Raw genomic sequence first — 14,839 nt, 5'->3', positions numbered from 1 at the left:
GCTTCCTTCTCTCTTCCCTTTCTCGCCGGAGTGTAGTGCGCCGAACTGATCTGCGTGTCAGAACTAATGATCTGCGGAATTTTTCCGGAAAGTGCTGGAAACCCGTGCGGCGCGGTGTAATGATCTGCCTCGCCCCAGTAGCGGTCCATCGTCGACCGCCCGGTGAACTCGGGGCAATTCGCACGGACGCGGGCTGCGGTGGCGTGGGCACCGCAGCCCGCCTGGAGAGGATTCGCGAAGCATCATGCGCACCACCACCGCTGCGTCCTGCCCGGGCGCGGCGTCGGACGACGTCTGTTCCCGCAGCGCGTGGGCCCGCGCAAGCTGGCCGCCTGATCTGGAATCGGCAGCGCCGTACTGGGGGTCGGCGCAGCGGAATTCCACAACGACGGAGGCCCGGCACCGAGGGGGGTCGGTGCCGGGCCTCCGTCTTCTCTGCTGCGAACGAGCCTGGGAACAGGCGTTTCTCAGGCGGACTTGAGTTGTTGGCGTTGGCGGCCGAGGCCGTCGATCTCCAGCTCCATCACGTCGCCGGCCGCCGGGTACGGGAACCGCCCGGACATCGCCACGCCCTCCGGCGTCCCGGTGTTGACCAGGTCGCCCGGCTCCAGCGTCAGGTACTGCGACAGGTGCCGGACGATCTCCGCGACGCCGAAGATCATGTCCGCGGTGTTGGAGTCCTGCCGCGCCTCGCCGTTGACGAACGAGCGCAGCTGCAGCGCCTGCGGTCGGCGATCTCGTCGGCCGGGACCAGCCACGGGCCGGACCTCACAGGTGCGGCCAGCCGTCAAGCTCGGAGCGCGCGGGTCACCGCGCCGAGCCCTTCCGCGATGGCGCGCAACTGGTCGCGGTCGAGCACGTCGATTAGGTTCGCGCGGACCAGTTCCACGTGCCCGGGCGCGGTCGCGCGCAGCTTCTCCCGGCCCGCTCCGGTGAGCCCGGCGACGACGCCCCGGTCGTCGGTGTCGCAGGTCCGGCGGCGCACCAGCCCGGCCTTCTCCAGCTGGGTGACCTGGTAGGTCAGGCCGCTCTTCGAGGTCACCACCCGCTGGGCGAGCTCGGTCATGCGCATCTCGCCGTCGGGCTCGGCGGCAAGCCGGACCAGGATCTCGTACTGCGGGTGGGACAGCCCCGCCTGCTCGCGCAGCTGCTGCTCGACCCGCCGGGCGATCAGGTTGCTCGCCTCCACGAAGGCGTTCCAGGCGGCCATCTCGTCGGCGTCCAGCCAGCGCGGTTCCGTCATGCCACCACCCTAGCTTGTTCAGATTCGAACGACAGCGTAACTTGGGGTGTGGTTCAAATTCGAACTAGGAGGATCGCCATGACCGCACCGGCGGCGGACCGGATGCCCGCTCTCTACCTCAGCCACGGCGCGCCGCCGCTGGCCGACGACCCGCAGTGGCCCGACCAGCTTGCGGCCTGGTCCCGCGACCTGCCAAAGCCGAAGGCCGTCCTGATCGTCTCGGCGCATTGGGAGGAGGCGCCGCTGGCGATCGGAGCCACCACGACCGTGCCGCTGGTGTACGACTTCTGGGGTTTCCCCGAGCACTACTACTCGGTCCAGTACGCCGCGCCCGGCGCGCCGGAACTCGCCGCCCGGGTGCGCTCGCTGGTGCGCAGCCCGGACACGCCGGTGCAGGACTTCCCGGAACGCGGCCTCGACCACGGCGCGTACGTGCCGTTGAAGGAGATGTACCCGGACGCCGACGTGCCGGTGCTGCAGATCTCCATGCCGACGCTGGAGCCGGAGCGGCTGATGCGCATCGGGCGGGCGCTGGAACCGCTGCGCGACGAAGGCGTGCTCATCGTGGGCAGCGGCTTCTTCACGCACAACCTCGCGGCACTGCGCGCCGAGACCACGCCGAGCTGGTCGACGGAGTTCGACGACTGGGGCGCGCGGGCCCTCGAAGCGCGCGACGTGGACGCGCTGCTCGACTTCCAGCACAAGGCCCCGGCGGGCCGCCTGGCGCACCCCCGCACCGAGCACTTCGCGCCGCTGTTCGTGGCGCTGGGCGCGGCGGGCAAGGACCTCGACCAGCAGAAGATCGCCATCGACGGCTTCTGGTGGGGCCTGGCCAAGCGCTCCATCCAGTTCGGTTCGTGAGTGCCAAAACCGGTTCTTACCGGCTTTGGCACTCACGAAGCCTGATCAGCGGCGGAGCTGGTGCTCGACGGAGGCGACCACATTGGACAGTGGCGTGCGGGTCTCATCGGCCCAGTCCGGCCCGCAGCGCGGCGTCGGCGCGGAGACCGACATGGCCGCCACGACCTCGCCCGAATGGTCGCGGATCGGCATCGCGACGCAGCGGCAGCCGACGATGTACTCCTCGTCGTCGACGGCGAAACCGCGCACCCGGGCCTGCTCGATCTCGGCGTGCAGCTCGGTCGGATCGGTCACGGTGTGCTCGGTGAAGGGCGCCAGCTCCACGTCGCGGTAGCGGCGCTCCAGTTCGTCGTCGGACAGCCCGGCCAGCAGCGCCTTGCCCAGCCCGACGGCGTGCGCGGGCAGCCGCATGCCGACCGCGGACACCAGCTTCATCGGCTGCGGCGATTCAGCGATGGCGATGTAGACGTTCTCGATGCCGTCCAGCCGGGACAGCTGCACGGTCTCACCGGTCTCCTGCGCGAGCCGCTCCATCAGCGGCAGCGCCAGGCCGACGATGTCGCGGTGCCCGGTGTAGCCCTGTCCGACGGTCCAGGCCTTCAGCCCCAGCCCGTAGGTGCGGGTGGTCTGGTCGAACTCGGCGAAGCCGCGGTGCACCAGGGTGCCGAGCAGGCCGTGCACGCTGGACAGCGGCAGCCGGAGGGTTTCGGCGATGTCGCTGAGCCGGTGCCGGCCGCGGGAGAGCAGCTCGAGGATGACCAGCGCGCGGTCGGCGGATTTGACCACGTTCTGGCCGCTGCCCGCCTGCTCAGCGGTGGCCGGTTCCGCCTTCACGCCGAAGTTCCTCCTGCTCCGTTGCCGCCGCAATCCCCCGCACGACCTACTGAACAGTACAGCGGGCGAGCCGGGCCCGCGCAGCTCGTCCAGGAGACGCAGGCGGCGCTGCTCCAACAAGCCCGTGAGTGCTTCTGGGGCCTACGGCACCCAATATCGCTCACGGGAGTCGGCACGCTGCGATCGCCGCGCGAGCCGATCCGCCCGGGGCTTTACCCCGCCAGGGCGGTGGCTATTTCGGTGGCCAGGGCGATGTTGTTGCGGTACACCGCGATGTTGACCGCCAGGCTCCGGCCGCCCGTTGCGGTGCGCATCCGGTCGAGCAGGAACGGCGTGATGTCGTGGCCGCTGACGCCCTGCTCCCGGGCCTGCTCCCAGGCCTCGGCCAGCGCCCGGTCGTGCAGCGCCGGGTCCAGCTGCTCGTCCGCCGGCACCGGATTGGCCACCAGCACCGCCGAACGCAGGCCCAGCTCGTCGCGGGCCGTCACCACCGCCGCGACCTCGGCCGGTGCGCCGGCGGAATGCTCGATCACGTGGCCAGAATCGGCGACGTAGAAACCCGGGAAGCGCAGCGTCCGGTAGCCGAGCACCGGGATGTTCAGCGTCTCCAACCGCTCCAGCGTCGCGGCGACATCCAAGATGGATTTCGCCCCGGCGCTGACGACCACCAGCGGCGTCGCGGCCAGGGTCACCAGGTCGGCGGATTCGTCGAAGCTGGTCGCCGCGCCGTGGTGCACCCCGCCGAGCCCTCCGGTGGCGAAGACCCGGATCCCGGCGCGGTGCGCCAGGAACGACGTCGCCGCGACGGTGGTCCCGGCGTTGCGCCCCTTGGCGGCGGCGATCGGCAGGTCCCGGACGCTCGCCTTCACCGCGGCACGGTCGCCGGCCAGCCGGTCGAGCTGCGCGCCGGTCAGGCCGACCGTCGCGACCCCGTCGATGACGCCGATCGTCGCGGGCACCGCGCCGGCGGCCCGGACCTGCTGCTCGGCGGCCCGGGCGACCTCGCCGTTGTCCGGGCGCGGCAGCCCGTGGGTGATGATCGTCGACTCCAGCGCCACGACCGGGCGCCGCTGCGCGACGGCGCGCCGGACTTCCTCGGACACCACCGGCAACGCCATTCGCACCTCCACCGCGGCCGGGCCCGGACGCAGCGTCGCGGGAAAACTCCTTGGGTCCGAACGCCCCGAAGATGTGAGCATATAGGGATGCACCAGCCGGGTACGCCGTTTCGGCCAGTCGCACCCACGATCGAACTGCCCGCGATGGAGCGGCAGATCATCGAGTGGTGGCGCGCCCGCGAGGTGTTCGAGCGCAGCCTCGCCCAGTCGGCGGGCGGTCCGCGCTGGGTGTTCTACGAGGGCCCGCCGACGGCGAACGGGCCCCCCGGCACGCACCACGTCGAGGCGCGGGCGTTCAAGGACGTCTTCCCGCGGTTCAAGACGATGAAGGGCTTCTCCGTCCCGCGCCGCGCGGGCTGGGACTGCCACGGGCTGCCGGTAGAACTTGCCGTGGAGAAGGAACTCGGCATCAGCGGCAAGCCGGACATCGAGCGCATCGGCGTCGCCGAGTTCAACGCCCGCTGCCGGGAGTCGGTGCAGCGCTACGTCGGCGAGTTCGAGGCCGTGACGAGGCGGATGGGTTACTGGATCGACCTGTCCGAGGCGTACTGGACGATGTCGCCGGGCTACGTGGACAGCGTGTGGTGGGCGCTGAAGCAGATCTTCACCGCCGGCCTGCTGGTCGAGGACTACCGGGTGGCCCCGTACTGCCCGCGGGACGAGACGACGCTGTCCGACCACGAGGTCGCGCAGGGCTACGAGAACGTGCACGACCCGTCGGTTTACGTGCGGTTCCCGGTCGACGGTCCGATCGCCGGGCACCACAACGTCGAGCTGCTGATCTGGACGACCACGCCGTGGACGCTGGTGTCCAACACCGCGGTCGCGGTCCACCCGGCGGTCGACTACCAGGTGGTGCGCACCGTGCGCGGCACCTTCGTGGTGGCCGAACCGCTGGTCGAGGCGGTGCTGGGCGAGGACGGCGAGGTGCTCGCGACGCTACCGGGCACCGAGCTGGCCGGGTTGCGGTACCGGCGGCCGTTCGACCTGATCGAAATCCCGGACGCGCACCGGGTCGTGCTCGCCGAGTACGTGTCCACAGAGGACGGTACCGGCCTGGTGCACCAGGCGCCGGCCTTCGGGGCCGACGACCTCGCCGTCTGCCGCGAGAACGACCTCCCGGTGGTGAACCCGATCGGCAGCAACGGCCGGTTCTCCGAGGACGTCCCGCTGGTCGGTGGCATGTTCTTCAAGGACGCCGACGCGGTCCTCGTCGAAGACCTCCAGCACCGCGATTTGCTGCTGCGCTACAGCACTTTCGAGCACCCATACCCGCACTGCTGGCGTTGCCACACGCCGCTGATGTATTACGCGCAGCTGTCCTGGTACATCCGGACCACGGCTATCCGGGAGGCGCTGCAACGCGAGAACGAGCGCACGAACTGGTTCCCGGAGAACGTCAAGCACGGCCGCTACGGCAACTGGCTGGACAACAACGTCGACTGGGCGCTGTCGCGCAGCCGCTACTGGGGCACGCCGCTGCCGCTGTGGCGGTGCCCGGAGAACCACGTCACCGCGGTCGGTTCCCGCGCCGAGCTCGGCGAGCTGACCGGCCAGGACTTCACCGAGCTGGACCCGCACCGGCCCTACCTCGACGAGATCGAGTTCCCCTGCCCGTCCTGCGGGCGTTCGGCCGCTCGGGTGCCGGAGGTCATCGACGCGTGGTTCGACTCGGGGTCGATGTCTTTCGCCCAGCTCGGCTACCCGCACGCCCCGGGCAGCGCCGCGGAGCTGGCGACGAGCTACCCGGCGCAGTACATCTGCGAGGCGATCGACCAGACCCGCGGCTGGTTTTACACGCTGATGGCGGTCGGGACGCTGCTGTTCGACCGCTCGGCGTACGAGAACGTCGTGTGCCTGGGGCACATCATGGCCGAGGACGGCCGGAAGATGAGCAAGCACCTCGGCAACGTGCTGGAGCCGCTGCCACTGATGGAGGCCCACGGCGCCGATGCCCTGCGGTGGTTCATGCTCTGCACCGGTTCGCCCTGGTCGGCACGGCGGGTGGGGCACGGGCCGCTGCAGGAGATCGTCCGCAAGGTGCTCATGACATACTGGAACACCGCGTCGTTCTTCACCCGCTACGCCTCGCTCGCCGACTGGATCCCGGCGGATGCCGATCCGCCCGCCGAGCGCCCGATCCTCGACCGCTGGGTGCTCGCCAAGCTCAACCGGCTCGCCGGGCAGGTCGACGTGCGGTTGGAGGCCTACGACACCGCAGGCGCCGGTCGGGCGCTGGCGGAGTTCGTCGACGACCTGTCGAACTGGTACGTCCGCCGCTCGCGGCAGCGGTTCTGGGACGGCGACGTCAACGCCCTGAGCACGCTGTACGACTGCCTGGACGTGCTCACGAGGCTGCTCGCGCCGTTCGTGCCCTTCATCACCGAGCGGGTGTGGCAGGACGTCGTCCGCCCCGGGGCACCCGAGGCGCCGGAGTCGGTGCACCTGGCGGCCTGGCCGCTCCCGGATCTGGCGCTGGTCGACGGCGTCCTGCTGTCCCAAGTGGACACCGAGCGCCAGCTCGCCGAAGCCGGCCGCGCGGCGCGCAAGAGCAGCGGCATCAAGGTGCGCCAGCCGCTGAGCCGCGCGCTGGTCAGCGCCGCGTTGCCGCCGGAGCTGCTCGCCGACCTCGCCGAGGAGCTGAACGTGCGGCGCATCGAGCCGCTCGACGCAGCGGGCGAAGTGCTGGACGTGTCGGTGAAGCCGGACTTCCGGGCCTTGGGCAAGCGATTCGGCAACCGCACCCAGCAGGCCGCGGCGGCGGTCAACGCGGCGGATCCGGCCGCGCTGGCCCGGGAACTGCGCTCGACGGGGCACGCCGCGATCGAAGTCGACGGCAAGACCGAGCCGCTCACCAGCGATGACGTGATCATCAGCGAGGTCCCGCGCACCGGCTGGGTGGTGGAGTCGCAGCGCGGGATGATCATCGCGCTGGACACCTCGATCACCCCGGAACTCAAGCGCGCGGGGCTGGCCCGCGAGGCGATCCGCTTCGTGCAGGACTGCCGAAAGCAGGACGGGCTCGACATCGCGGACCGGATCGCGCTGCGCTGGCGGGCGACCGGCGAACTCCGCGAGGCGCTGCTGGCGCACGCCGACGAGATCGCCGCCGCTGTCCTGGCCGTCGACGTCGCCGAAACCGCCAGCGCCCCCGAGGAATTCGTCGAGCACGCCGAACCCGAGCTCGACCTGGCGGTGTGGTTGCGCAAAGCGCAGTGAAGGCCGTGGGCGGCGAACCACCCACGGCCTTCAGCCGGTGCTCGGGTCTGTTTAATAAGCGGCGGTAGCTGCTTGCGGTGTGGGACTCAGCTCGCACCGCCGCGGGGGTTCCGCTACCCGCACCGCCACGCAAACCACTTTTGAAGCACTCTCTGGTCGGTCAGGAACCGATCTGCGCCTGGATGTCGTCGTGGTACGTGCCGACGCGGGCGTACACACCCGGCTTGCCCGGGCGGGCGCAGCCCTCGCCCCACGAGGTGACGCCGATCAGCTTGTTCTCCACGACCATCGGGCCGCCCGAGTCGCCCTGGCAGGTGTCCACGCCGCCTTCCGGCACCCCGGCGCACACCATGGCGTCCGGTTTGTACGCGCCGTACGCGCCCTTGCAGGTGTCGTCGGAGGTCACCGGCGCGGTGGCCTTCTGCAGGTTGTCGGCCTGCTGGCCGCCCTCGGAGGTGTTGCCCCAGCCCAGGATGGTCGCCGGGATGTCCGGCGCGTAGCCCGGGTCATCGGCCTTGGCGAGCTCGATCGGGGCCTCCTGCACCGGCGCTTCGAGGGTGAGCACCGAGACGTCGAAGCCCCGCGAGGCGCCCTGGAATCCGGGGTGCACCCAGACGTCGGTCACCTTCGAAACGGTGCCCTCGTCCGAGCTGATCACGGTGCGGCCGCTGACCACGTTGATGTCGGCCGGCTGCGAGCCGACGGTGCAGTGCGCGGCGGTGAGCACCTTGTTCGGGGCCACCAGCGAGCCACCGCAGAACTGCTGACCGCTCGGGGTCACCAGCGCGACGGTGAACGGGTGGTCGGCGATGTTGGCGTCTTCGCCGCCGACGATGTACGGGATGACGTCCGACGGCTGCGCTTGCGCGACGGATGCAGTGGTAAGCGCGGCGACGGCGATCGCGGTGACTCCGGCGAGCCGGGCCAGGTGACGTGGGGCATCGACCATCGTTGCTTCTCCTTGTCCCAAGGGTCGCTGCGCATCAGGCCCGGCGGCCTGCCTTTCCCTCGGGTCCGTTACGCACAGCGACGAACCTGATCGAAACGATAACGGCGCCCGCACCCACCGGGATAGCCTCCGATTTTGCCGTTTTAACCAGTCCGCACAACAACTTTCCACAACTCGAAGGCCAGCGACGACCGATTCCCGTTGCCCACGAGCAGATCCCGCACGGCCAAGAGTCCAAAGACCGGCGAATACTCAACGCACCCCACGCAAACCAAGCAAGCACGAGCAGCCCAACCGCTTTCTCTTTGCCACAAGCAAGAAAACAGCACCAGCTTGCACCGCTGCATCTTGTTCTTCGTCTTTGAGGCGCCGAAGGCGCTTTAGCCCACCAAGCCAAGGCTGGAACACCAACCAACGAAGATGTCCCCGGTGCACCCCGATTTGCACCGGGGACACCTCAACCTCGGCCGGACCCCTCCGACCGGTGTTCGCCATCGATCCCCGAACCGATGGCAAGCACGCTCCAAGGCCCCGACCGCCTTGACCGGAACGTGCTACGTCATGGTTTACACAATCTTCGGCGGAATTTTCCAGAGCCAATCGGCGCAGCCCGCTCGGTTGAACGTTGAACCTCTCGGCGTAACCGCTGCTGGGACCGGGCGGACTACCTCGGCACCAGGCCCGCGTCGTAGGCGAGCAGCCCGGCCTGGAGCCGGTTCGCGCAGGACAGCTTCACCAGCATCCGCGACACGTAGCTCTTCACCGTCGCCTCCGACAGGTAGAGGCGTTCGGCGATCTGCGCGTTGGACAGGCCCTGCCCCAGGCAGGTGAGCACCTCGATCTCGCGATTGGTGAGGTCCCGCACCAGTTCCACGGCCCGCTGCCGGGTGTTCTGTTCGTCGGCGGACGCCGCGAGCAGCCGCTTCTTCGCCTCCTGGGAGAGCACCGTGTGCCCGTCGGCGGCGACCCGCACCAGCCCGATCAGGTCCTCCGGCGGCGTCGACTTGACCAGGAACCCGGCCGCCCCGGCCCGCAGCGCGCGCAGCACGTACTTGTCGGCGTCGAAGGTCGTCAGCGCGACCACGACCGGCGGGTCCGGCAGCTTGCAGATGCGTTCGATGCCGGTCAGTCCGTCCACGCCGGGCATCCGCAGGTCCATCAGCACCACGTTCGGCCGGTGCCGCACCACGCATTCGACGGCCGCCGCGCCGTCCTGCGCGTCATCGACCACCTCGATGTCGTCCGCGGAGCCGAGGATGGTGCGCAGGTGCGCGCAGACCATCGGCTCGTCGTCCACCACGACGACCCGGATCGGATCACTCATCGCCGACCGCCTCCCCAGTGGGCACGTACGCAGGAAGCACCACGTCCAGCTCGAAGCCGCCGTCGGCACCACACCCGGCGTGGAACGTACCGCCGACCAGTTCCACCCGCTGTTGCAGCCCCAGCAGCCCGGACCCCGATCCGCTGCCCGCCAGGTCCGCGGCGGCGCGGCCCGGCGGCTCGGTGTTGCGGATGACCAACCGCAACCGGTCGTCGCTGTAGATCACGTGCACGCTCACCCGGGCCCCGAACGCGTGCTTGTGGACGTTCGTCAGCGCCTCCTGCACGACGCGGTAGGCGGTCCGCCCGACCGCCGCCGAGACCATCGCCGCAGCACCGTCCACAGTGAACTCCACCGGCACGCCGACGGCCTCGGACTGCCCGATCAGCTCCGTCAGGTCGGGCACCTCGGTCGGCGGGGTCACGTCCGGCAGGCCGTCCTCGTCCGCCACGCCGCGCCGCAGCACGCCGACGAGGTCCCGCAGCTCTTCCAACGCCGCGCAGCCGCTGGTGCGCAGCTCCTCCGCCGCCCGCCTGGTCTCCGGGTCATTCGCCGCGATCCCCAGCGCGCCCGCCTGCAGCACCATGAGGCTGACCCGGTGCGTGACGACGTCGTGCATCTCGGTCGCCAGCCGGGTCCGCTCGTCGGCCCGGGCCTGCTCGGTGAGCAGTTCCTGCTCGTACTCGACCCGCTCGACGCGTTCCCGCAACGCCAGCACCAGGCGGCGCCGCGCGCCGATGTAGAGGCCCAGGACCGCCGGGAGGATCGTCCAGACGACCCCCACGACGATGACGTCGCCGTTCAACTGCTCCCAGGGGCGGACCGCGAGCACGGTGGTGATGGCCACCATGTCCCAGGCGAAGAACTGCCTGACGCGGCCCCGCGCGTAGGCCGCGACGGCGTAGATGACCCACGGCGTGAGGCCCGGGATCCGCGGATCGCTGTTCTGGTTGATCGCGAGCAGCGGCCCCGGCCCGGCCTCGATCAGCAGCACCTGCGCGATCGACAGCGCCGTGTTGAATGCCATGACCGACACCGGGAAGCGCCGCCTGACCAGCAACGACAGCAATAACCCTGTCATCAGCAGGTCGTTCGGCCAAAGCCCGCCGACCCAGTCGTACGCCTCGGGCGGGGTTTCCGAGGGGAAGAGGGCTTCGAGGACGCGGCCGAGCAGGTGCAATCCGATCACGAGGCCGACGTCGAACGCGGCTTCCCGCTTGGAGTTCCACAGCAGCCGCCACAACGGGCGCTTCACGTGGACCACCGTAGTTAACCGCGTCTTGGGAATCGGCGAAGTACCCACTCGCGGCCACGAGGCAGATACGAAAGTTGCGCCTGCCGCCGGGCGGCACAGCTTTCGGCCCGTGGAACCGCTACCAAGCGCGGTGTCGCCGAGATGATCAACCCGGGTTCAATGGGTGCACAATCCAACCGAGACCTGGGGGAACGATGCGCGCCGAGCTGCTAAGCCCGCAGCCAGCACCGCCTGCCGAACCCGGACTGCCGCCGCTCGCGAAGTGGCCGGTGTTCACCATCGCCGGCCTCGTCGCGGCCGCCCAGCTGGCGTTCAGCCCGTTCGGCGGCTTCTGGATCGACGAGGCGTACATGCTCGCGGCCGGGAAGCACCACCTGGACTGGGGCTACGTCGACCAGCCGCCGCTGGCACCGCTGATCGCCGCGGCGATGGACTGGATCGCACCGGGGTCGATGCTCGTGCTCCGGTTGCCCGCAGTGCTCGCGACCGCCGCGCTGGTCGTGCTGACCGCGCTGCTCGCCCGCGAGTTCGGCGGCGACCGGCGGGCCCAGACGCTGGCCGCCGGGGCCGGCGCCACCGGCCTGTGGACCGCGCTGGTCGGGCACTGGATCACGCCCTACACGTTCGAACCGCTGCTGTGGCTGCTGCTCACGTGGACGCTGGTGCGCTGGGTTCGGCTGCGCGATCTGGGCCAACCCGATGATCGGCTGCTGCTGCTTTTCGGCGTGCTGCTCGGCATCAACATGCAGTTGAAGTTCCAGGTCGCGATCCTGTGCGTGGCGCTGCTGAGCAGCGTTCTCCTGGTCGGCCCGCGGGACGTCCTGCGCCGGCCGAAGTTCTGGGGCGGCGTCGGCATCGCGGCGGTGATCGCCGTGCCGACGGTGCTCTGGCAGGCGCTGCACGGTTGGCCGCAGCTGCAGATGGGCGCGGTCGTCGCGGAAGAGTCGCCGATGCTGTCCGGGGGCCGCAGCGGAACCGCCGTGACCATGGTGCTCTACGCCGGCGTCGCAGGCGCCGCGCTGTTCCTGTTCGGGCTGTGGCGGCTCCTGCGCAACCCCGAGCTGCGCTCGTACCGGTTCCTCGCCATCACGACCTTGCTGCTGTACGTCTTCTTCGTCGCGACCGCCGCGCGGCCGTACTACCTGATCGGCCTCTACGGCGTGTCGATCGCCGCCGGGGCCGTGGGGTTCCAGCGGCGCCGGGAGTCCCGGCGAACCCGGTTCGGCTGGACGGCTTGGCCGGTGTACGCGCTTTCGGCCGCGGCGGCGGGATACATGCTGTCGGTGTCCGTGATGATGACGTCGATGTTCGGGGTTCCGACGGCCGATTCGCTGGCCCGCGATGCCTCTGCCGCCTACGCTGCGCTGCCGCCGGAACAGCGCTCGCACACCGCGGTCGTGGGCGACAGCTACGTCATCGCCGCGATGCTCGAAGCCGGTGGGGCGCAACACGAATTGCCGGAGGTCTTCAGCCCGCACCGCGGTTACGGCTACTTCCCGCCGCCGACCGAGCGGATCGAGTCCGTGCTCGTCGTCGGCGACTCGACGGCGCTGCGGCAGCAGTTCGCCGAGGTGCGGCAGGTGGGCAACGGCGAGGTCCCGATCTGGCTCTGCACCGGAAAACGGGGAACCTGGGCGGAGATCTGGCCACAGCTCAAGTCCCTTTGAGCCGCGGCTGGCGATTCCCGGGGCCGCCCGCTGCGACAATGGCGTCAGTGCGTGTGCGTGTGCGTGTGCGTGTGCGTGTGCGTGTGCGTGTGCGTGTGCGTGTGTGGGAAGGGGGCCGCAAGTTCCATTGAAATCGAAGGTCCGATTTCAATGGAACTTGCGTAGGACGGAGATCAGCCGGCGTCCGAGGTCCGCTACCCGCACCGCCACCCAGAACACGGTCGGAGACAGGTTCTTGACCGATGCGAAACAGAGAGGGGCCGACAGTGGCCACCCCGACGAATCCGAACTCCCCCGGGCTGCGGCTTCGGCCGCCGCGCAACCGGGTCGAGCGCCGCGCCATCGGCTGGTGGACGGTGCAAGCCCTGGTCCTCGTCGTCCCGCCGCTGGTCGCGCTGGCGATCACGGCGGTGTTCATCCCACCCGCGCGGTTCTGGCTGGTGCTCGCGCTGGTCGTGGTCGCCGCGCTGGGGGTGCCCTACACGCTGGTGATGCCGCAGTGGCGGTACCGCGTGCACCGCTGGGAAACCACCGAGGACGCCGTCTACACCGCAGCGGGCTGGCTGCGCCAGGAATGGCGCATCGCGCCGATGTCGCGGATCCAGACGGTGGACACCGTGCGGGGCCCGATCCAGCAGCTGTTCAACCTGTCCAGCGTCACGGTCACCACCGCGTCCGCCGCCGGCCCGCTGACGATCGACGGCCTGGACCGGGAGGTCGCGGCGGCGCTCGTCGAGCAGTTGACGGCCACCACGCAGGTCACCCCGGGGGATGCCACATGAGCAGCGTCATCGACGGGCAGTGGCGGCGCCTGGACCCGAAGACCATCGCGGCGGCCGCCACCCTGGTGCTGGCGCCGCTGGTGCCGACCGCGGCGGTCATGCTCCTGTCCAACGCCAAGCCGGCAACCTTGCTGATCACCGCGCTGATCTGGGTCGGCATCGCGGTGCTGATCGCCGGGTACGCCGCGGCCGAGTGGTGGCTCACCTGGTACCGGATCACCGAGGAGCGCTTCGAGCTGCGCCACGGGGTGCTGACCCGCAACCACCGCTGGATCCCGCGCGAGCGGATCCGCAGCGTGGACCTCACGGCGGATCCGGGCCACCGGCTGTTCCGGGTCACCACCGTCAAGATCGGCACCGGCGGCCAGGCGAGCGAGGGCAACGATCTCAAGCTCGACGCGATCTCCCGCCACCACGCCGAATCCCTGCGCCAGGAACTGCTGTTCGGCGGATCGTCCACTTCGGACACCGCGCCGCACGGCGATCCGGTCACCGTGCCGAACATCGCGGCGGGCACCGCTGCGGCGAGCGCCGAACCGGGCGAGGCCGTGCTCGCCCGCCTCAACCCCGCATGGTTCCGCTACTCCGCGCTGACCTTCTCGTTCGTGCTGATCGTCTGGGGCGCGATCGGCTCGGCCGTCGGATCGTTCAGCGAACTGCTGAAGGCCTTCGGGTTCTTCGACTCCGTCGCACACGCCGTGCTGGTGTCGTCGCTGTGGCTGGTGATCGCGGCCGGACTGGTCATCGCCCTGGTGGTGGGCGTGTTAGGCGCCATCGCGTTGTCGGTGGAGATGTGGTGGGGCTTCCGGCTGACCCGGGAGCGGGGCGACACGCTGCGGGTGAAACGCGGCCTGCTCACCACCCGGTCGGTCTCGCTGGAGGAACGCCGCCTGCGCGGCGTCGAGCTCGCGGAACCGCTGCTGCTGCGCTGGGCCCGCGGGGCGCGGCTGCACGCCGTGGCCACCGGGCTGAACCAGAAGCAGGAAGAGCACCAGCCGGACAACAAGACGCTGCTGCCGCCGGCTCCCCGCGCGGAAGCGCAACGGGTGGCTGCCGAGGTCCTGCGGGAGGGAAGGACGCCCACCGAAGGCGAATTGCGGCGGCATCCGCGGGCCGCGCTGCGGCGGCGCATCACCTGGGCTCTCGTGGCGGCGGTGCCGTTCATCGCGGCGGCCGCGGTGGCCGCGATGATCGGCTGGGTGCCGGCAGCCGTGCCCGCGGCAGTGGGGGTGGTCGCGGTAGCGGTGGCGCTCGGTTTCGCGGTGGACGCCTACCGGAGCCTCGGTCACCGGGTCGACGATCGCTACCTGATCGCACGGTCCGGCACCGGAATTCGCCGCACGGTCGCCCTGCAGCGCGACGGGATCATCGGCTGGCGCATCACCCGGACCGTTTTCCAACGGCGCTCGAACCTGATGAGCATCGGGGCGACGACGGCCGCCGGGAACAGCATCTACGAGGTGCACGACGTCGGCACCGGAGCTGGCCTGGCGATGGCGGAGGAAGCGGTGCCGGGGCTGCTGGCGCCGTTCCTCCAGCGGGGCTGACCCGTCGAGCGGTTCCGGTTGTTGGTGGCTCCGCTCCGGT

The 14,839-nt window shown here is 70.2% G+C and carries 11 protein-coding genes and 1 pseudogene; 5 read left to right on the top strand and 7 right to left on the bottom strand.

The genetic code is table 11. The annotated features are described in order from the left end of the window. Positions 1 to 467 precede the first annotated feature (467 nt). Both ACRXBZ_RS26065 and ACRXBZ_RS26060 read right to left on the bottom strand, forming a co-directional pair. Positions 468 to 763: pseudogene (locus ACRXBZ_RS26065) on the bottom strand (fumarylacetoacetate hydrolase family protein); the annotation flags it as partial. A gap of 24 nt (positions 764 to 787) precedes the next feature. After that, complete coding sequence (locus ACRXBZ_RS26060; RefSeq protein WP_168586845.1) at positions 788 to 1,243, bottom strand: MarR family winged helix-turn-helix transcriptional regulator; 456 nt, start codon at positions 1,241 to 1,243, stop codon at positions 788 to 790. A gap of 78 nt (positions 1,244 to 1,321) precedes the next feature. Here ACRXBZ_RS26060 and ACRXBZ_RS26055 point away from each other — a divergent pair, with 78 nt between their 5' ends. Next, a complete protein-coding gene (locus ACRXBZ_RS26055) occupies positions 1,322 to 2,104 on the top strand; it encodes a dioxygenase family protein (RefSeq protein ID WP_433881315.1) in 783 nt (260 codons plus the stop codon). A 45-nt stretch (positions 2,105 to 2,149) separates the two neighbouring features. On the opposite strand, the gene ACRXBZ_RS26050 is transcribed toward ACRXBZ_RS26055, so the two are convergent. Further along, entirely contained in the window at positions 2,150 to 2,938 is a 789-nt protein-coding gene (locus ACRXBZ_RS26050) for an IclR family transcriptional regulator (protein WP_168586843.1), read from the bottom strand. Between the two features lie 212 nt (positions 2,939 to 3,150). Continuing rightward, positions 3,151 to 4,062 carry a pseudouridine-5'-phosphate glycosidase gene (locus tag ACRXBZ_RS26045; RefSeq protein WP_433883973.1) on the bottom strand — a complete coding sequence of 304 codons (912 nt, stop codon included), beginning with the start codon at positions 4,060 to 4,062 and terminating at the stop codon, positions 3,151 to 3,153. 81 nt (positions 4,063 to 4,143) lie between these two features. Between ACRXBZ_RS26045 and ileS the strand changes: the two genes are divergently transcribed. Continuing rightward, on the top strand, positions 4,144 to 7,275 hold the full coding sequence (ileS, locus tag ACRXBZ_RS26040) for an isoleucine--tRNA ligase (RefSeq protein ID WP_433881314.1): 3,132 nt from the start codon (positions 4,144 to 4,146) through the stop codon (positions 7,273 to 7,275). Between the two features lie 160 nt (positions 7,276 to 7,435). Here the strand turns inward: ileS and ACRXBZ_RS26035 are convergent, their stop codons facing one another. From ACRXBZ_RS26035 to ACRXBZ_RS26025, 3 genes are all read right to left on the bottom strand, one after another. Then, positions 7,436 to 8,224 (bottom strand): S1 family peptidase, encoded by a 789-nt coding sequence (locus tag ACRXBZ_RS26035; RefSeq protein WP_433881313.1) that lies wholly within the window; start codon positions 8,222 to 8,224, stop codon positions 7,436 to 7,438. 664 nt (positions 8,225 to 8,888) lie between these two features. Continuing rightward, positions 8,889 to 9,548 carry a response regulator gene (locus tag ACRXBZ_RS26030; protein ID WP_433881312.1) on the bottom strand — a complete coding sequence of 220 codons (660 nt, stop codon included), beginning with the start codon at positions 9,546 to 9,548 and terminating at the stop codon, positions 8,889 to 8,891. Continuing rightward, positions 9,541 to 10,803, bottom strand: a complete 1,263-nt coding sequence (locus tag ACRXBZ_RS26025) for a sensor histidine kinase (RefSeq protein WP_433881311.1) — start codon at positions 10,801 to 10,803, stop codon at positions 9,541 to 9,543. The genes ACRXBZ_RS26030 and ACRXBZ_RS26025 overlap by 8 nt, the downstream gene beginning before the upstream one ends. Positions 10,804 to 10,997: 194 nt before the next feature. Here ACRXBZ_RS26025 and ACRXBZ_RS26020 point away from each other — a divergent pair, with 194 nt between their 5' ends. The 3 genes from ACRXBZ_RS26020 (at position 10,998) to ACRXBZ_RS26010 (ending at position 14,799) form a co-directional block, all read left to right on the top strand. Beyond that, positions 10,998 to 12,470 (top strand): ArnT family glycosyltransferase, encoded by a 1,473-nt coding sequence (locus ACRXBZ_RS26020; protein ID WP_433881310.1) that lies wholly within the window; start codon positions 10,998 to 11,000, stop codon positions 12,468 to 12,470. Positions 12,471 to 12,712: 242 nt separating this feature from the next. After that, a complete protein-coding gene (locus tag ACRXBZ_RS26015) occupies positions 12,713 to 13,252 on the top strand; it encodes a PH domain-containing protein (protein WP_433881309.1) in 540 nt (179 codons plus the stop codon). Next, positions 13,249 to 14,799 carry a PH domain-containing protein gene (locus tag ACRXBZ_RS26010; RefSeq protein ID WP_433881308.1) on the top strand — a complete coding sequence of 517 codons (1,551 nt, stop codon included), beginning with the start codon at positions 13,249 to 13,251 and terminating at the stop codon, positions 14,797 to 14,799. Before ACRXBZ_RS26015 ends, ACRXBZ_RS26010 begins: the two co-directional genes overlap by 4 nt. Positions 14,800 to 14,839: the final 40 nt, after the last annotated feature.

It is taken from the genome of Saccharopolyspora hattusasensis, assembly GCF_050972075.1.
GTDB classification, from domain to species: Bacteria; Actinomycetota; Actinomycetes; order Mycobacteriales; family Pseudonocardiaceae; genus Saccharopolyspora; species Saccharopolyspora hattusasensis.
Note: the sequence above shows the minus strand (reverse complement) of the source record. Positions and strands in the feature narration are given on the sequence as shown.

Bases quoted from the DNA above. Each gene is read 5' to 3' on its own strand.
- ACRXBZ_RS26060 (WP_168586845.1), bottom strand. From the start codon at position 1,243: ATGACGGAACCGCGCTGGCTGGACGCCGACGAGATGGCCGCCTGGAAC.
- ACRXBZ_RS26055 (WP_433881315.1), top strand. From the start codon at position 1,322: ATGACCGCACCGGCGGCGGACCGGATGCCCGCTCTCTACCTCAGCCAC.
- ileS (WP_433881314.1), top strand. From the start codon at position 4,144: ATGCACCAGCCGGGTACGCCGTTTCGGCCAGTCGCACCCACGATCGAA.
- ACRXBZ_RS26035 (WP_433881313.1), bottom strand. From the start codon at position 8,224: ATGGTCGATGCCCCACGTCACCTGGCCCGGCTCGCCGGAGTCACCGCG.
- ACRXBZ_RS26030 (WP_433881312.1), bottom strand. From the start codon at position 9,548: ATGAGTGATCCGATCCGGGTCGTCGTGGTGGACGACGAGCCGATGGTC.
- ACRXBZ_RS26020 (WP_433881310.1), top strand. From the start codon at position 10,998: ATGCGCGCCGAGCTGCTAAGCCCGCAGCCAGCACCGCCTGCCGAACCC.
- ACRXBZ_RS26015 (WP_433881309.1), top strand. From the start codon at position 12,713: ATGCGAAACAGAGAGGGGCCGACAGTGGCCACCCCGACGAATCCGAAC.
- ACRXBZ_RS26010 (WP_433881308.1), top strand. From the start codon at position 13,249: ATGAGCAGCGTCATCGACGGGCAGTGGCGGCGCCTGGACCCGAAGACC.